The sequence below is a fragment of the Kribbella sp. NPDC048928 genome, assembly GCF_043197975.1.
Classification (GTDB): domain Bacteria; phylum Actinomycetota; class Actinomycetes; order Propionibacteriales; family Kribbellaceae; genus Kribbella.
Genome location: NZ_JBICUC010000010.1, coordinates 194,106 through 209,818, shown reverse-complemented (window position 1 = coordinate 209,818; position 15,713 = coordinate 194,106). Strand labels below are relative to the sequence as shown.

Genomic DNA, 15,713 nt, shown 5'->3' with positions numbered 1-15,713 from the left:
ACTCAATTCACAAGCTCGGCGAACCAGCGGGTGATAGTGGTCGGATGGGTGATCGCGGTGCCGACCACGACGCTCCAGGCGCCCGCCGCAACAGCCTGCGCGGCCTGGTCCGGGGTATGGACCCGACCCTCGGCCAGGACCGGCCTGTCGAGGGCTTCAGCCAGCCGGGCGACCAGGTCGAGGTCCGGTCCGTCGCCTTTGGTCGTGTACGGCGTGTAGCCCGACAGCGTCGTACCGACGACATCGGCGCCGGCGTCCGCGGCCGCGAGACCTTCGTCGTACGTCGAGCAGTCCGCCATCACGAGCTTGCCGGTGCGGTCGTGAACGGCCGCGACGGTCTCGGCCAGCGTGCGGCCGTCCGGGCGCGGGCGCTGCGTCCCGTCCAGGGCGACGATGTCCGCGCCCGCCTCGGCGACCGCGAGCGCGTGGTCGAGGGTCGGCGTGATGAAGACGCCGTGGTGCCCGTCCTTCCAGAGCCCGATCAGCGGCAGGGCGACGGCGGCGCGGATCGCGGTGATGTCCTCGATCCCCTGCACCCGCAGACCCGCGGCCCCGCCGTCGACGACCGCGAGCGCAACCGCGCGCATCGTCGACGGCGTGTTCATCGGCTCGCTCGGGTACGCCTGGCAGGAGACGACCAGCCGCCCGCGGATCGCCTGCAGTACGTCGCTCATCCTGTCCTCTCCCAAGCCGCCTTGGCTGCTCCGATCAGAGCCGCGTCGTTCCCGAGTCGCGCCGCAGACACCGGTACGTCGGCCAGCCGCGGCAACGCCTCGCGCCGGAACTCGGCCCGGAGCGCATTCCACCAAAGCACGCCGAGGCCCGCGACGCCGCCACCGATCACCACTTCGTGCGGATCAAGCATGTTGACCAGTCCACCGAGCGCCGAGCCCACGGCCGTACCGCCGTACTCGATCACCTCGGCCGCGACCTGATCACCTGCAGCCGCGCGCTCAGCGACCGCTCGCAGGTCGCCGGCCTGCTCGCCCGACAGTTGCTCGTACTTCGCGACGAGCGCGGGGCCGGATGCGATCGCCTCGAGGTGGCCGCGTCCGCCACACGTGCACGGCGTACGGTCCGCGTAGACGGACGGCACATGTCCCGCATGACCGGCGACGGAGTGTGCGCCGGCGAGGACGGCTCCGTCCACGACGTACGCGCCGCCGATGCCGGTGCCGACGGCCAGGAAGAGCATGGTGTCACCCGCGGACGCTTCGCCCAGGGCATGAGCGTGTACGTCGTTCATCGCCGCCACCGGGAGCCGCCAGGGTGCGCCGAGCTCGGTCAGGTCCGTACCGGCCCAGTCGGCGAGTTGGTCCGTTGCCGCGAGCACCCGTCCGGAGACGGGATCCACGACCCCGGCACTTCCGATGCCGAGAGCAACGAGTTCGGCGGGCGAGCCGGCGTGCAGGGCTGCGACGAGCTCGCTCGCCACGGCGAGGATCGCCCGCCCGCCGGCCTTCGCGGGCGTCGGCGCGGTGCGCCGATCTACGAGCTCCCCCGAACGCCTGACGAGCGCAGCGGCGAGCTTGGTGCCGCCGATGTCGAGCGCAGCAACAACTTCGCCCACTACAGCAGCCCTGCGTGGTCGAGCTGCGTCCGGACCCGTACGGCCTCCTGCTCGTCGAGTGGGCGCAGCGGCAGCGACACCGCATTGGACTCGATGATCCCGAGCATCGTCAGCGCGGTCTTGAACGCGCCGACCCCCCGCGTCGCGCCCGCGGACGTCGCGGGATCCGCGGCATCGACGATCCGGAACAGACGGGTGAGCCGATCCTGTTCGCGCCGCGCGGTCTCCCAGTCGCCGGCGACGCAGGCCTGGTGCAGCCGCACGTACCCGGCGGGATCGACATTCGCGAGCCCTGGAACCGATCCCGACGCACCCGCGAGCATCATCGCGTCGACCACGACCTCGTGCCCGGTCAGCAGGCTGAAGTCCGCATCCTGCACCGCGAGGCACAACTGCCGGAACGCGACGTCGTCGCCGCTCGAATCCTTCACCCCGGCAAGTACGCCGTCGGCGGCCAGCCGTGTGAGCAGCTCCACCGACAACTTCGTGTGTACGCAGACGGGGATGTCGTACGCGAACACCGGTACCGGTACCGCCGCGGCGATCGCCCGGAAGTGCCGCTCGATCTCGTGCGGCCCGACGATCGCGTAGAACGGCGCGGTGGTCACGACGGCCTCGACCCCCAGCCGTACGGCGGCCGCGGTGCGATCGATGACGCGCTGCGTGGACGGTTCGATGCATCCGGCAAGGACCGGGACGGCGCCGCCGACGGTCTTCACGATCACCTCGAGTGCACGATCGCGCTGGTCGTCGCTGAGAAACACCGTCTCGCCGGAGCTCCCGAGCGCGAAGACACCGTCGACACCGGCTGACAGCAGATGCTCGACCAGGCGTTCCAGCGAGGCAGCATCGACCGTCCGCTCCGCGGTCAGCGGGGTGACGATCGGCGGTACGACGCCGGCGAAACGTGGGACGGTCACTGAATCTCCTCAACAGGCTCGACAGGCCCTGTGCCGGTGGACCGCGCGAGCTCGACGAGTCGCCGATCGCTGGTTCCGCCGGGGACAGGGTGGTGGCATCGGAAGACGTGCTGGGCTTTCTCTGCGTGCCCGTTCATCGCGCCGGCGGTCGCCACCGGGAAGCTCTCCGCGCAGACCTCGGTGGCCTTCCAGCACCGGGTCCGGAACGGGCAGCCACTCGGTGGCTGGGTTGCCGAGGGCACTGGTCCGACCAGTGGAATGGGTTCCAGTGGGGACAGCAGTCCGGGCGTCGCCGAGAACAAGGCGCGCGTGTAGGGATGCTGCGCATGGCCCGGTACCAGACCGGCCGGCGTCTCCTCGACGATCCGGCCCAGGTACATCGTCACGACCCGGTCGCTGACCCGCTTGACGGTCTGGATGTCGTGCGACACGAACACCATCGCGAGCCCGAGCCGGTCCTTCAGGTCCAGCAACAGGTTCAGGATCTGAGCCCGCACCGAGACGTCGAGCGCACTGGTCGGCTCGTCGGCGATCACCAGTCCGGGCTCGAGCGCGAGCGCCCGGGCGATCGACACCCGCTGCCGCTGGCCGCCGGACAGCTGGCTGGGCAGTACGTCCGCGACCGAACGTGGCAGGCCGACCAGCCCCATGAGTTCGTCGACCCGCCGCTCGCGCTCGGCCTTCGTACCACGACGGTGGACGTCGAGCGGGTCGCGCAGGATCTCCCGTACCGGCATCCGCCGGTTCAGCGACGTCGCCGGGTCCTGGAACACCATGCCGACGCCGGCACCGATGTGCTTGCGCCGTTCGGCGGCGTTCATCGACCAGACGTCCTGGCCGTCCATACTCACCACGCCGGCCGTCGGCCGTTGCAGGCCGACGAGCACCTTGGCGAGCGTCGACTTGCCACATCCGGACTCCCCCACCACGCCCACGGTCTCGCCGGCCCGGATGACCAGGTCGGCGGCGGTCAACGCGTACACCCGCTCCCGGCTGAACAGCCCACCGCCGCGCGAACGATGCACGACGTGAACGTCCTGCAGCCGAATCAGGTCGGTCATCGCGCCAGCTCCTTCTCGGGTACGGCAAGCGCCGGGTGGTGACAGGCGAGCCGATGCCCGGTCGTGCCTTCCAGTGCGGGTGCCTCGTCGCGGCACACCTGCGTGGCCATCGGGCAGCGGTCCGCGAACCGGCAGCCCGCGGGGAAGTCCGCCGGTGACGGGACCACGCCGGCGATCTGCGTGAGCCGTTCGGCGCCGGACTCCAGCGAGAGCACCGACCCGAGGAGCCCGCGGGCGTAGTGATGACCCGGGGCGCCGATCACCTCGGCCGTCACACCGGCCTCGACGATCTGGCCGCCGTACATCACGACGACCCGGTCCGACACGTCGCTGACCAGCGCGAGGTCGTGGCTGACGAGGACGAGCGCGAACCCGAGTTCGGCACGCAGGCGCAGCAGCAGCTCCATGATCTGGGCCTGCACCGTGACGTCGAGCGCCGTCGTCGGCTCGTCGGCGATGATCAGCTTCGGGTCGCGGGACAGGGCCATCGCGATCACCACGCGCTGCCGTTGGCCGCCGGAGAGCTCGTGCGGGTACGACGACAGGGTGCGGCGCGGGTCGAGTCCGACGAGTTGCATCAGCTGCTCCGCGCTTCGGGTGCCGCCGCGGCGGATCAGCTGGGCGAGCTGGGTGCGGATCTTCAACGCCGGGTTGAGCGCGGACAGCGCGTCCTGGTAGACCATCGCGATGTCGCGGCCCATCAGCGCGCGCCGGCGCTTCGCGTCGAGCTCGAGCAGGTTCGTCCCCTGGAACCGGACCGCACCACCGACGCGAGCACCGCGAGCCAGCAGACCCATCACCGCGAGCGCGGTGAGCGACTTGCCGGACCCCGACTCCCCCACCAGCCCGAGCACTTCCCCGGGCCGCACCTCGAACGAGATCCCGTCGACGATGTCGACCCCGTCATGGCGCCCCTCGAACCCGATGGACAGCCCATCCACCTCCAGCACCAGCTCCCCGGTGGGCAACGGCCGAGCCCGCTCCCGCAACCGCGCAGCCGCAACCTCAAGCCCCGGCAACGCAACAACTTGCCGGCCACCGTCGCCCGGAGGCTGCGGGGTATCCGGGTTGTTGGTGGGCGACGTCGCTGCCTGGTCCTGGGCGACTGCGCGGCGGGCGGCGGGGGTGGCCCAAGCGTCTGAGATGCCTTCGGAGAGGATGTTGAGGGCGAGGACGGTGAACAGGATCAGGAGGCCGGGGAAGAACGTCGCCCACCAGCCGCCGATCTGCACCATCTCCTTGCCGAAGGCAATCACCGAGCCCCACGACGACTGCGCGTCCTGCGGTGCGAGCCCGCCGCCGATGAACGACAGCGACGCCTCGAACACGATCGCGTCCGCGACCATCACGGTGACGAAGACCAGAATCGGTGCCGCACAGTTCCGCAGCACGTGCCGCCAGAGAATGTGCGGACGCCGCGCCCCGATGATCTGCTCCGCGGCGACATAGTCCTCGCCGTACTGCGCGAGCACGTTGGCACGCACGATCCGCGCGACCGACGGCAGGAACACGAACCCGATCGCGATCACCAGTACGAGCAGGCTGTTCTTGCCGAACGAGATGATCAGCAACGCCGACAGCACCACGGCCGGGAACGCCATCACCACATCCAGACAGCGCATCACGATTTCGTCGACAATCCGACGACTGGTGCCCGCGATCGCCCCGAGGATCGCGCCGCCGACCAAGGCGATCACCGCAGCCCCGAACCCGACGATCAACGAACGCCGCGTACCGGCCACCAACCGCGCGTACACGTCCCGTCCGAGCCGGTCGAGACCGAACCAGTAGTCGCCGTTCGGCCCCGTCAACGCCGGCCCGAGCCCCGTCTGACCGGGATCATGCCGCTGCAACAACGGCGCGAACACCGCGACCAGCACGATCAGCGCGACGAACGCCAACGCAATCCGGGACGGTACTCGCAGCCGCTGGAAGGCGATCCCGGGCCGGGACAACCGCCGGGTCAGGCCCGCGCGCATCAGTGCGCTCCTCTCAATCGGGGGTTCGCAAACAGATACAGAATGTCGACAATCAGATTGACGACGACGAACCCGAGCGCGATGGTCAGCACCGTGCCCTGCGCGAGCGCGGTGTCGTTCTGCTGCACCGCGCTCATGATCTGCGTACCCATCCCGGGCAGCGAGAAGATCGCCTCGATGATGACCGTCCCACCGATCAGGTAGCCGATCCGCAGGCCGAGCACCGTCAACGGATTCACGAGTGCGTTCCGCAGCACGTTCCGTCCGATCACCACCCGTGGCGGCAGCCCGGCCCCGACAGCGGTCCGGACGTAGTCCTTGTCCAGTTCTTCCACCATCGACGTACGGACGATCCGCGCCAGCGAACAGCCCACCGGTACGGCGAGGGCGAGCGCCGGCAGCGTCATCGATCGCAACCACTCAGTGGGCGAGTCGGCCGGGTTCACGTACCCGCCGGTCGGGAACACACCCCGCCGGACCGCCAACTCCTGGATCAGCAGCAGCGCGAGCCAGAACGACGGCATCGCGATGCCGGCCATCGACACGAACCGCATCACCTGGTCCGGCCAGCGGTCCCGGTAGACGGCGGCAGTGATGCCGAGCGCGAGCGCGATCACCAGCGCACCGGCCACACCGAGCAGCGTGAGCTGGACGGTCAGCGGCAGCGCGGTCGAGATCTTCGTTGCCACCGGCACCGATGGCGGGAACGTCACCCCGAGGTTGCCCTGCACCAGGTCACCGAGGAAATGCACGTACCGCAACGGGAACGGGTCGTTCAGGCCGTTGGCGGCCTTGAACGCCGCGATCTGCGCCGGCGTCGCCTGGTCCCCCAGTACCGACAGCGCCGGGTCGATCGGCGAGAACTGCATGACCGCGAAGACGAACAGCGTGATGCCCAGCACCAGCGGCACCAGCGTCAGCAGACGCCGCGCGATCATGGCAAGGACGGTCAGCATCGGGAACTCTCAGCCCTTCCGGCCGACGCCGAGGAAGTACAGGCCGGTGGTCGGCGCCGGCTTGAACCCGGTCAGCTTGTTCGGGTCGTACGCGGTGACGACCTTCGTGTGCAGGATCGGGTACAGCGGGACCTCGGTGGCGGCGAAGTCGAGCGCCTGCTTCCAGAGGTTCTTGCGCTCGGCGTCGTCGGAGGTCTGCGCGGCCTTGTCCAGCAGGCCGGTCATCTTCGTCCGGTCGGCGGTGTCCCAGCGGTACCGCGCGCCCGGCCAGGTCTGGCCGTAGTAGAACCAGCGCAGCAGCAGGTCCGGGTCGTTGCCGTACACGCTCGGGTCGCCCGAGGCGGCGAGCACCCGGAACGTGTCCTTGGGTACGACGTCGCCGTAGATCGCGGCGGACGGCTGCGTGTTCAGCGTCGCGTTCACGCCGATCTTCTTCCACGCCTCGACGAGCAGCGGCGCGACATCCTTGACGATCGCGTTGTCGGTGGTGTCGAGCTGGAAGGACAGGTTGCTGACACCGGCCGCGGCCAGCAGCGCCTTCGCCTTCGCGGGATCGTACGTGTAGACGGTCGACGCCTTCTGGTAGTCCTTGTTGCCCTCGTCGAGGTAGCTGGTGGCCGCCGTACCGTAGCCGTTCAGCGCAGTCTTGATCACCGACTCGGTGTCGATCGCGTAGTACAGCGCCTGTCGTACGCGGCGGTCGGTGAACGGCTTCGCGGCGGTGTTGAACATCAGGAACACCTGATTGAAGGCCTGCTTCTCCTCGACCGTGTACTTGGACTTGAGCGCGTCCACGTTCAGGTACGGCACCTGCTCGATCGCCTGTACGCGGCCGCCCTGCAGGTCCGCGATCCGGGCCGATGCCTCGGTCGTGGTGTTCCAGGTCATCGAGTCGACCTGCGCCGGCCGCGGGCCGTTGTAGTTCGGGTTCTTCGACAACCGGAGACCGGATTCCTTCGACGCGCTGTCCAGCTTGAACGGACCGGAGCCGATCGGCGCGGTGTCGAACGCCTTCGAGGCCGTCGCGTCCGCGGTCTTCGCCTTCGGCACGATCTTGATCACCGAGATCCGCTGCTTGAACAACGCGAACGGGTACTTCAGCTGGAACGACACCGTGCTCGTGTCCTTCGCGGTGACCGCGGCAATGAACGGGATGAACCCGGCCATCAGCGGCGGCGACGCCGGGTCCGCGGGCTTCAGCACCCGCTCGAACGACCAGGCGACGTCCTCGGCCGTGACCGGCGTGCCGTCGGAGAACTTCGCGCCGTCGCGCAGACTGACGGTGTACGTCTTGCCGTCGCTGCTCCCGACCGGGTCGGACTTGGCGAGCGCCAGGTACGGCTCGCCGGTGCTCAGGTCGAGGTCCAGGAGACCTTCGAAGATGTGCTGGTTCGCGGCGGTGGCGACCGCGCTGGACGCGTTCGCCGGGTCGAACCCACCGGACAGCGTGAACGCCATCGTCGCCTCGATGGACTTGGCCGTGCCCTGGTCGACGGCATTGGTCGAGGCCGGACCGCCACTGCAGGCGGCCAGCCCGACAGCCAGGGCAACGGCCGCGGCCAGGGTGCTGACTCTGGTCTTCAGCTTGGTCGATGTCGTGCTCACGTGAGGCCTCCAGAGACTGTCGACATCGAGATCTGATGTCTGATGTCTGATTCCGATATGCTGAGGTTGGCAGATCGATCAGTGAAGGGTCAAGAGCATGGCGACAATCGACGCGGGTCCGCTCCAAGGGTCCGAACGTCCCGCCGACCGCCGTCAAACGGTCGTCGCAGGGATCAAGGACTACATCCTCCGTAACCGCCTGCGTCCCGGCGATCCATTGCCGACCGAGGCCGAGCTCTGCTCCGCGATCGGCGCCAGCCGGTCCAGCGTCCGGGAGGCGGTGAAGACCCTCTCGACGCTCGACATCGTCGAGGTCCGGCACGGCCACGGCACGTACGTCGGCGGCCTCTCGCTGACCGCGCTGGTCGAAAGCCTGACGTTCCGCGGACTGCTCAGCACCGACGAGGACCGGCTCGTGCTCGGTCAGGTGGTGGACGTCCGCCAGACCCTCGAACAGGGCCTGGCCGGCGACATCATCTCGACCCTGGACGAGGACCACCGGGCCGCGCTCGCCGAGCTGGCGCAGGAGATGCACGACCGCGCGGAGCAGGGCGAGGACTTCCTGGAGACCGACCGCGCGTTCCACCTGAAGCTGATGGAGCCGCTCGGCAACGACCTGATCCTGCAGCTCACCGGCGCCTTCTGGGAGGTCCAGGCGATCGTCGCGCCGACCCTCCAGGCGGACGCGCAGGATCTGATCATCACCGCCCAGCGGCATCAGGCGATCGTCGACGCGATCGCCGCCGAGGACGTGGCCGCGCTGCGCACCGCGATCGCCGAGCACTACGCCCCGGTCCGGGCCGCGATCGCCCGCGTCCAGGCGTCCTAGACCGCAAGGAAGTTCCGGGTCAGGTCTTGACCCGGGACCTTCTGCTGGACAACATCAGACATCTGAGGTCAGACACTCTCCCCGCCTTGGAGGCCTGCTGATGCCCATCCCCCACCCCTTCCGCCCGGTGCGCCGCGGTGTTGCCGCGATCTCCGCGGTCCTGCTTAGCCTGGGTGCCATGACCGCCGGACAACCTGCCGCGTCCGCTGCGGAGCCGGCGCTTGTCTCCCAGGACTTGGCTGCCGCCGGTTCTGGTTCGCCGTACTACCGGATCCCAGCGCTCGCCGTGTCGACGAAGGGCACGGTGCTCGCCGCGTACGACGCGCGTCCGACGCTCGGCGACCTGCCGTCGAACATCCACATGGTGGTGCGCCGCAGTACCGACAACGGCACGACCTGGCAGGACCAGCAGATCGTCCGGCAGGACCCGGCGCCGCACGGGTACGGCGATCCGAGCTTCGTGGTCGACCGGCAGACCGGCCGGATCTTCCTGTTCTACGCGGCCGGCCAGAACCAGGGCTACATCGGCGGCACCACCGGCAACGACCCGGACGACCCGAACGTCCTGCAGGCCGACTACTCCTACTCCGACGACGACGGCCTGACCTGGCAGCATCGCCGGATCACGCCGCAGATCAAGGATCCCGCGTGGGGCGGCATGTTCGCGGCCAGCGGCGCCGGCATCCAGATCAAGCGCGGCCCGTACGCCGGCCGGCTCGTCCAGCAGTACTCGATCCGCTACCAGGGCAAGAACTGGGCGGGCAGCGCGTACAGCGACGACCACGGCGAGACCTGGCACATGGGCGCCCTGACCGGACCGGGGACCGACGAGAACAAGGCGGTCGAGCTCGAGGACGGAAGCCTGATGCTGAACAGTCGCGCGATACCGAACCGCTTGGTCGCGTACTCCTCCGACGGCGGCGAGAGCTGGCAGGGTCTGCACGCCGACCCGAACTTGATCGACCCCGGCGACAACGGTTCGATCCTGCGCTACAACGCGGACGCGGCGCCGGGCACGCAGCAGGCGAGTTGGCTGCTGTTCAGCAACAACGAAAGTACGTCGTCGCGCAGCAACCTGGTCGTGAAGCAGTCCTGCGACAACGGGCAGACCTGGCCGATCCGCAAGGTCGTGGAGCCGGGCTTCGCCGCGTACTCGACGCTGACCCGGCTGCCCGACGGGAGCTTCGGGCTGCTGTGGGAGAGCAAGGACTACACGCGGATCACGTTCTCGAAGTTCGGCCGGGACTGGCTCGGCGGGGTGTGCGCGCCGCTGTCGGTCAGCGCGCCGCGGGACGCGACGGCCGGCGGATCGATCGACGTGTCGGTGAAGGTGACGAGCCAGCAGGCCGGAGACCTGAACGGTACGGTCACGTTGACCGATCTTCCGTCCGGGTGGAGCGCCGGGACGGTTCAGGTGCCGCGGCTGCGGGACGGGCAGAGCGCAACGGTCTCCGTACCGCTGACAGTGCCGAGTGGTACGTCGACCAACGCGTACCCGATCCGCGCCGTGTACACGACGAGTAAGGGCCGGTCCACCACGCCGAACCCGACGCAGATCGTCGTGCGCGGCGGGAACACCGTGTGGAGTGACACGACCGAACGCTCCTTCGACGGCACGATGTTGCGCGATGTGTCGGACCAGTTCGCGGCACTGAAGGATCTGAGCGCCGGTGCGGTGACGATCAAGTTCCGTACGTCAGCCACTGCGCCCGCGGCAACCTTGCTGTCCAGCGCCGACCCGATCAGCCAGGTCCGCGATCTGGTCGTCTCGCTGAACTCCGGCGCACCGTACGTCGAGTTCCGCACCGGCTCGTCGACGTACCCGATCCGGATCCAGAGCGCGGTGAACGCTGCCGACGGCAACGACCACGAACTGATCTTTGCCAGCAGCAACGGAATCAGCACCCTGATCCTCGACGGCCAAGTCATCGGCCAGGCGAAAGCGCAACGCTTCTTCCGCGACGTCGACGACATGACCCCCACCCACACCCTGAACCCGTCCGGCCTCCCCAACCTCACCCTCGCCGGCAACCGCGCCTACGTAACCCCACCAGCCGCCCCCACCAACCGCTGGCTCTACACCGGCACAATCCACTCGATCAACATCACCACCGCATGACGGGCGGAACCGCGCGGCGGACCGTGCTCGCGGGTGCACTCGTCGGCACGGTCGCGGTCGCTGCCCGAAAGGCGCCGACGCTGCCTCGGACCGGACGACGACTTCGGGCAGTTCCTGGCTGCGCATCACCAGGTCGAACTGCTGCCGGCAACGTACGTACTGCCTGAACCGGTCGAGGTCCCGGACGGCTGCGTGATCATCGGCAACGGCGCGCACATCACGGTCGCCGGTTCGACCGGCGCATTGCGGATCACCGGCCGCCACGACGTGACGATCCGGGACGTGCGATTCGTTGGTCAGTCCACCAATCCGCTCGGTACCGGCCAGGTCGTCGACCACGTCGGTGTCCGGATCACCCGCAGCACGAACGTCCGTACGCTGCTATTTCGGCGTTCGTCGGCAACACCGCGAACCATAGCAACGGTGGCGCCAAGGCGCTCTGGTCCACGGGCACCGCCTTCCCGATCGGCGGCGTCCCCTCCGACCCCGGCCACGGCGTAGTCGTGAGCGGTGTTCTGCCGCCGACGTTCACCGGAAACACCTTGTGGTACACGGATGTCACCGCGACGAACCTCGCGGGAACCCGCTGGCTGCTCTCCGGCTGCACACTCTCCAACCTCACCATCAACGCGACAGGCACGACCGGCATCCGCATCGCCGGCCTCCGGTCGAACACCACCCCCACCCTGACCGGCAACGTAAAGGACCTGCTGGCGAACCTCTACTAACCACTCCTCTCACAGCTTGGCGAGGCGGTTTGCTAGTTGGGTGGCGGCGGGGACCTGTACCTCGGTGTAGAGGTCCAGGGCGCGTTGCCAGAGTTCGGCTGCCTCGGCCTGGTTGCCCAGGTCGAGGCGGCTTTGGCCAAGTCCTTCGTACGCCCTGGCGCGCTCGTGCGGGTCGCCGGTGTCGCCGAGCAGCTCCAGCGCCTCTTCGTACCGGCTGCCCGCCGCTCGTGGCGCACCGGCCTCCAGCAGCGACGGAGCCAGATCGAGCAACGATCTGAGCTCGGACATCGGGCAGACGAGTTCGCGGGCGATGACGAGTGACTCCTCGTGGTGAGCAACCGCGGCTTCGTGGTCACCTGCGTGGCGAGCAACCGTTCCGAGGTCGCGCAACGCACCCCACTCGCCGGTCCGGTCGCCGAGATCCCGCACGGCTGCGAGGGCCGCGCTGATCAGCTCGCGTCCGCCGTCGACGCCGAGGCGAACCCGCAGGGCTCCGACGTTGCTCATCGCGCGGGTCTCGCTCATCACATCGCCGCAGTCCCGGAAGATCTGCAGCGCCTGCTCGGCGTGCGCAAGCGCCTGGCCGTCCTGGCCGAGACGGTCGTACACCAAGGCCAGGTTGGCGAGGGTCGAGGCGAGCCCGACCTGGCGACCGGCGCCCCGGAACGTCTCGATCGCCCGCCGGCTCAACTCGACGGCCTCGGGATAGCGTCCCTGCGACATCCGCACCAGCGCCAGGTTCTGCAGTGCGCCGCCGGCGGTGTCACTCGTACCGGCCTCGTCGTAGATGCGCAAAGCCCGTTCGAGTTCGACGGAGGCGTCCTCGGTCCGGCCGCCGATCCACAACGTCCAGCCCAGCCGGCTGCACGCCCGGGCCTGGTCGTCCCCGGTGAGACCTCGGGCGGCACGTCCGTGGATCGTGAACGCAGCCCGATGGCTGCCGGTGGATTCGAGATACCGGAACAGCAGCGCGGACAGGTCACTCAAGTAGTTCGGCATCCGATGGTCCGCGGCGTAGGTGGCCATCGCCGTGAGGTTCGCGAGCTCCGCATCCAGCCACTCGCGAGCCGCGCCGCTTCCGGTGATCGCCGCGGCCTGCCGCAGCGGCGGCGCGACCCGTGGCCAGATGGACTCGAGGCTCGGAACCAGCTCGCACATCGCGAGCCGGACCAGGTGACGGTAGTGGTCGAACAGCCGGGTGATCGCGCTGCGCCGGTACCTCGGCGGGTCGCTGTGCTGGCCGCGTTCGGTGGCGAAGATGCGCACCAGGTCGTGCAGTTCGTACCGCCCGGTGCGCCGGTGCTCGACCAGATGCGCGGCGACCAGGTCCTGCAGGCAGTGCTCGACCTCGGCGGGATCGCGGTTCACGAGTGCGGCCGCGGCGTCACGGTCCAGGTCTCGTCCCGGGTGCAGGGCGAGCAGCCGGAGGAGCTGCTGCCGGTCCATGGGCATCGCGTCGTACGACAAGCGGAGTGCGACCGCGACGCCGTCCTCGAGGTGGAACGAGGACAGCCGGTCGCGAACGCGGTCGCTGTGGTCGGCGAGCGTCCAGTCCGGGGTGGCACGGACCAGGCCGCCGAGCAGAGCGACCGCGAGTGGCAGGTGGCCGAGCAGTCCGACGAGCTGCTTCGCGGCGGCGTCCTCGCTCCGGCCGGACGCGGTGGTGAGCAGCTCGAGAGACTCGGTGGGCGCGAATACGGGCAGCTCAACTCGCGCTGCGGGCAGGCAGGCCAGGCGGCGCCTGCTCGTCACCAGCACCACGCAGTGCGGGCAGTCCGGAAGTAGCGGCCGTACCTGATCTTCGCTCGCGGCGTTGTCCAGCACGATCAGCGCGTGCCGTTCGGCGAGCAGTTCCCGGAACATGGCTGTCCGGCGCGCGAGGTCCAGCGGCTGGATCCGTCCGCCGAGCACGCCCAGGTGCCGCAGGAACCCGTCCAGGACAGCGGCCGGGTCCGCGGGTGGGCGGTCGGCGTCGAAGCCGCGGAGGTTCACGAAGAACTGCAGCTCCGGGGACCGTCCGCGCCGGACCAGCTCGTGCGCGGCGCGGACCGCCAGCGTGGTCTTGCCGACGCCCGCCATACCGTCGATCGCGGAGATGACGATCGGCCGGCCGACGGAGTAGCCGCCGAGCAGCTGGTCCAGCTCGGCGGCCCGGCCGACGAACACCCCGCCTTCGTCCGGCAACCGGTCGGAGACCGAGACGACCGCGGCCTGGTCCGCCGACTGTGCGGCGACCTGGCACATCTGCCGCCACTCGGCCGCAGCTGAACGGTCACCGAGCAGCACCCCCGCGATGTCGACAACCAGCTCGACGTCGAGCCGGCTCCGGCCCGCCTGCAGACAGCGGTAGACCGAGTTGTACGAGGGCTGCTCGGCGATCCCCCGTTCCCGCCGGGTGCGCAGTACCTGCCGATGGATCTGCCGGTACGACAGTCCGGACCACGCGCGCAGCTCGCGCAGCCGCACGCTCAGATCGTCGTACGACCGCACGTCGCGTGGTCCGGGTGGAGCGGCATCCGCCATCGGTCTCCCCGTTCGGTTGGTGATGTCCACACCAACCGACGACGCCGACCGGGCTTTGGTTCGCCCCGGCCGGCGTCGACCGAGAACGGATGCCGAACCGGATCAGCCCGTGTACGAGCAGCTCTTGAACGCATCGGTGCGCGAGTCGTAGATCGGCCAGCGCATCTTGCCCCGGGTGTTCGGGCCGTATACCCCGTTCTGGCCGTTGACCCGTCGCACCGCATCCGCAGTTGCCAGGCCGTACGAGCCGTCGACCGCGAGGTGCATACCATGGCACCTGTTCAGGGCGTTCTGCAGCGCCGCCACCGCAGCGCTGCCACCATGACCGACGTACATCTCACAGTTCCAGGTGCCGGCCGTGCTGCTGAACGGCTGGTAGCGGTCGTACGTCGAGCCGCCGTACGTGTCGACCGCGGTGTTGCAGATCGGCGCGGCTGCGCTCGCGGCCGGCGCGCTCACGACTGCTACGCCGGCCAGTGCTCCGGCTGCGACCAGCATGGTCGCTGCGGTCTTCTTGAAGTTGAGGTTCATGGGATTCCCTTTCGAGGTGTGGTGATCGAGTTCGATCGGATTGCTGTGTTGCGCCGCCGGCGGCTCGCATGCTCGGTGCTCGTTGCTGTCAGATCGAGCGCCACGGGGGACCCGATGCCGGCTGCTGAACCGATCCGCCGCGTTCTGGGCACGGCGAAGCCGCCGCCCAAGCGGCATCCGTACCGCCGGACGGTCCGGGTCGAGCCGTCGTCCGGCGTGCTCAGCGCCCGCCAGCGCGCTGTCGCGGAGTTGCTCGCCTCGGGCGCGATCGACGACGCGATCGCCCGGGCGCTCCGGATCAGCGGACGGACCGTGCGGTCCGAGGTGGCGGCGATCATGTCCGCCTTCGACGCCGGCAGCCGGTTCCAGGCAGGCGTCCGCTACGCCGGCTGGCGCGCTGCTCAACCCACCTGAACGCAGGCGTAGCCTCCGTTGGCCTTGTAGCCGATCCAATGCATCTTCGCGCGCGTCTTGGGACCGTAGATACCGTTCTGGCCGTTGACGTTTCTGACCGCCCGCGCCGTGGCCGGACCATAGCTGCCGTCGACGGCGATGTTCTGGCCGTTACATGCCCGGAGCGACGCCTGCAGCACTCGCACCTTCTCGCCCGTGTGCCCCAGCCACATCTCGCAATTCGAGGTGCTGACGCTCGACACGTAGGCGGGCAGCGGTATGTCGACGCTCGGAAAGCTCCACGGCAGGCTAATAACGCCGTTGCACTCCGGGTTTGCTGCTTGGGCGGGTCCGGCTGCGGCGGCCACTCCGCCGGCGACAGCGCCGGTGGCGGCCAAGGTGACTGCGAGCAGTCTGCGGAGCCTCATCTGGTTCCTCCCGAGTTGGTTTCTGTACGCGTCCAGCCCAACCCGCCAGCCCCCGCCCCACCAACCTTCCT

15 protein-coding genes are annotated in these 15,713 nt (G+C 69.2%); 5 read left to right on the top strand and 10 right to left on the bottom strand.

Going from position 1 to position 15,713, the window contains the following annotated elements:
* Positions 1-2: 2 nt before the first annotated feature.
* The 7 genes from ACGFI6_RS36005 to ACGFI6_RS35975 are packed head-to-tail and all read right to left on the bottom strand — an operon-like array spanning position 3 to position 8,091.
* On the bottom strand, positions 3-674 hold the full coding sequence (locus tag ACGFI6_RS36005) for an N-acetylmannosamine-6-phosphate 2-epimerase (RefSeq protein WP_393126750.1): 672 nt from the start codon (positions 672-674) through the stop codon (positions 3-5).
* Positions 671-1,570 carry an ROK family protein gene (locus ACGFI6_RS36000; protein ID WP_393126748.1) on the bottom strand — a complete coding sequence of 300 codons (900 nt, stop codon included), beginning with the start codon at positions 1,568-1,570 and terminating at the stop codon, positions 671-673. The genes ACGFI6_RS36005 and ACGFI6_RS36000 overlap by 4 nt, the downstream gene beginning before the upstream one ends.
* Positions 1,570-2,490, bottom strand: coding sequence for a dihydrodipicolinate synthase family protein (locus tag ACGFI6_RS35995; RefSeq protein WP_393126746.1), 921 nt, complete (start codon positions 2,488-2,490; stop codon positions 1,570-1,572). The genes ACGFI6_RS36000 and ACGFI6_RS35995 overlap by 1 nt, the downstream gene beginning before the upstream one ends.
* Positions 2,487-3,551, bottom strand: coding sequence for an oligopeptide/dipeptide ABC transporter ATP-binding protein (locus ACGFI6_RS35990; protein WP_393126744.1), 1,065 nt, complete (start codon positions 3,549-3,551; stop codon positions 2,487-2,489). Before ACGFI6_RS35990 ends, ACGFI6_RS35995 begins: the two co-directional genes overlap by 4 nt.
* Positions 3,548-5,530 (bottom strand): dipeptide/oligopeptide/nickel ABC transporter permease/ATP-binding protein, encoded by a 1,983-nt coding sequence (locus ACGFI6_RS35985; RefSeq protein ID WP_393126742.1) that lies wholly within the window; start codon positions 5,528-5,530, stop codon positions 3,548-3,550. The genes ACGFI6_RS35990 and ACGFI6_RS35985 overlap by 4 nt, the downstream gene beginning before the upstream one ends.
* Complete coding sequence (locus ACGFI6_RS35980) at positions 5,530-6,468, bottom strand: ABC transporter permease (RefSeq protein WP_393126740.1); 939 nt, start codon at positions 6,466-6,468, stop codon at positions 5,530-5,532. The genes ACGFI6_RS35985 and ACGFI6_RS35980 overlap by 1 nt, the downstream gene beginning before the upstream one ends.
* 27 nt (positions 6,469-6,495) lie before the next feature.
* The gene (locus ACGFI6_RS35975) at positions 6,496-8,091 is read right to left on the bottom strand and encodes an ABC transporter substrate-binding protein (RefSeq protein ID WP_393126738.1); all 1,596 of its coding nucleotides are present in this window, start codon (positions 8,089-8,091) and stop codon (positions 6,496-6,498) included.
* A gap of 97 nt (positions 8,092-8,188) precedes the next feature.
* Here ACGFI6_RS35975 and ACGFI6_RS35970 point away from each other — a divergent pair, with 97 nt between their 5' ends.
* From ACGFI6_RS35970 to ACGFI6_RS35955, 4 genes are all read left to right on the top strand, one after another.
* On the top strand, positions 8,189-8,920 hold the full coding sequence (locus ACGFI6_RS35970; protein ID WP_393126736.1) for a FadR/GntR family transcriptional regulator: 732 nt from the start codon (positions 8,189-8,191) through the stop codon (positions 8,918-8,920).
* Positions 8,921-9,098: 178 nt separating this feature from the next.
* Entirely contained in the window at positions 9,099-11,039 is a 1,941-nt protein-coding gene (locus ACGFI6_RS35965; RefSeq protein WP_393126734.1) for an exo-alpha-sialidase, read from the top strand.
* A gap of 33 nt (positions 11,040-11,072) precedes the next feature.
* On the top strand, positions 11,073-11,540 hold the full coding sequence (locus ACGFI6_RS35960) for a hypothetical protein (protein ID WP_393126732.1): 468 nt from the start codon (positions 11,073-11,075) through the stop codon (positions 11,538-11,540).
* Between the two features lie 2 nt (positions 11,541-11,542).
* Positions 11,543-11,767 (top strand): hypothetical protein, encoded by a 225-nt coding sequence (locus ACGFI6_RS35955; RefSeq protein WP_393126730.1) that lies wholly within the window; start codon positions 11,543-11,545, stop codon positions 11,765-11,767.
* A 9-nt stretch (positions 11,768-11,776) separates the two neighbouring features.
* On the opposite strand, the gene ACGFI6_RS35950 is transcribed toward ACGFI6_RS35955, so the two are convergent.
* Together ACGFI6_RS35950 and ACGFI6_RS35945 are read right to left on the bottom strand one after the other, a co-directional pair.
* Positions 11,777-14,290 (bottom strand): tetratricopeptide repeat protein, encoded by a 2,514-nt coding sequence (locus ACGFI6_RS35950; protein ID WP_393126728.1) that lies wholly within the window; start codon positions 14,288-14,290, stop codon positions 11,777-11,779.
* Positions 14,291-14,392: 102 nt separating this feature from the next.
* Complete coding sequence (locus ACGFI6_RS35945; protein ID WP_393126726.1) at positions 14,393-14,821, bottom strand: peptidoglycan-binding domain-containing protein; 429 nt, start codon at positions 14,819-14,821, stop codon at positions 14,393-14,395.
* A 21-nt stretch (positions 14,822-14,842) separates the two neighbouring features.
* Here ACGFI6_RS35945 and ACGFI6_RS35940 point away from each other — a divergent pair, with 21 nt between their 5' ends.
* A complete protein-coding gene (locus ACGFI6_RS35940; RefSeq protein WP_393126724.1) occupies positions 14,843-15,235 on the top strand; it encodes a LuxR C-terminal-related transcriptional regulator in 393 nt (130 codons plus the stop codon).
* Here ACGFI6_RS35940 and ACGFI6_RS35935 read toward each other — a convergent pair.
* Positions 15,223-15,642 (bottom strand): peptidoglycan-binding protein, encoded by a 420-nt coding sequence (locus tag ACGFI6_RS35935; RefSeq protein ID WP_393126722.1) that lies wholly within the window; start codon positions 15,640-15,642, stop codon positions 15,223-15,225. The two genes, ACGFI6_RS35940 and ACGFI6_RS35935, sit on opposite strands and share 13 nt — an antisense overlap.
* Positions 15,643-15,713: the final 71 nt, after the last annotated feature.

Excerpts from the sequence above, each read along its gene's own strand:
- ACGFI6_RS36005 (WP_393126750.1), bottom strand. The coding sequence starts at position 674 with ATGAGCGACGTACTGCAGGCGATCCGCGGGCGGCTGGTCGTCTCCTGC.
- ACGFI6_RS35935 (WP_393126722.1), bottom strand. The coding sequence starts at position 15,642 with ATGAGGCTCCGCAGACTGCTCGCAGTCACCTTGGCCGCCACCGGCGCT.
- ACGFI6_RS35950 (WP_393126728.1), bottom strand. The coding sequence starts at position 14,290 with ATGGCGGATGCCGCTCCACCCGGACCACGCGACGTGCGGTCGTACGAC.
- ACGFI6_RS35945 (WP_393126726.1), bottom strand. The coding sequence starts at position 14,821 with ATGAACCTCAACTTCAAGAAGACCGCAGCGACCATGCTGGTCGCAGCC.
- ACGFI6_RS35980 (WP_393126740.1), bottom strand. The coding sequence starts at position 6,468 with ATGATCGCGCGGCGTCTGCTGACGCTGGTGCCGCTGGTGCTGGGCATC.
- ACGFI6_RS35985 (WP_393126742.1), bottom strand. The coding sequence starts at position 5,530 with ATGCGCGCGGGCCTGACCCGGCGGTTGTCCCGGCCCGGGATCGCCTTC.
- ACGFI6_RS35990 (WP_393126744.1), bottom strand. The coding sequence starts at position 3,551 with ATGACCGACCTGATTCGGCTGCAGGACGTTCACGTCGTGCATCGTTCG.
- ACGFI6_RS35970 (WP_393126736.1), top strand. The coding sequence starts at position 8,189 with ATGGCGACAATCGACGCGGGTCCGCTCCAAGGGTCCGAACGTCCCGCC.
- ACGFI6_RS35965 (WP_393126734.1), top strand. The coding sequence starts at position 9,099 with ATGACCGCCGGACAACCTGCCGCGTCCGCTGCGGAGCCGGCGCTTGTC.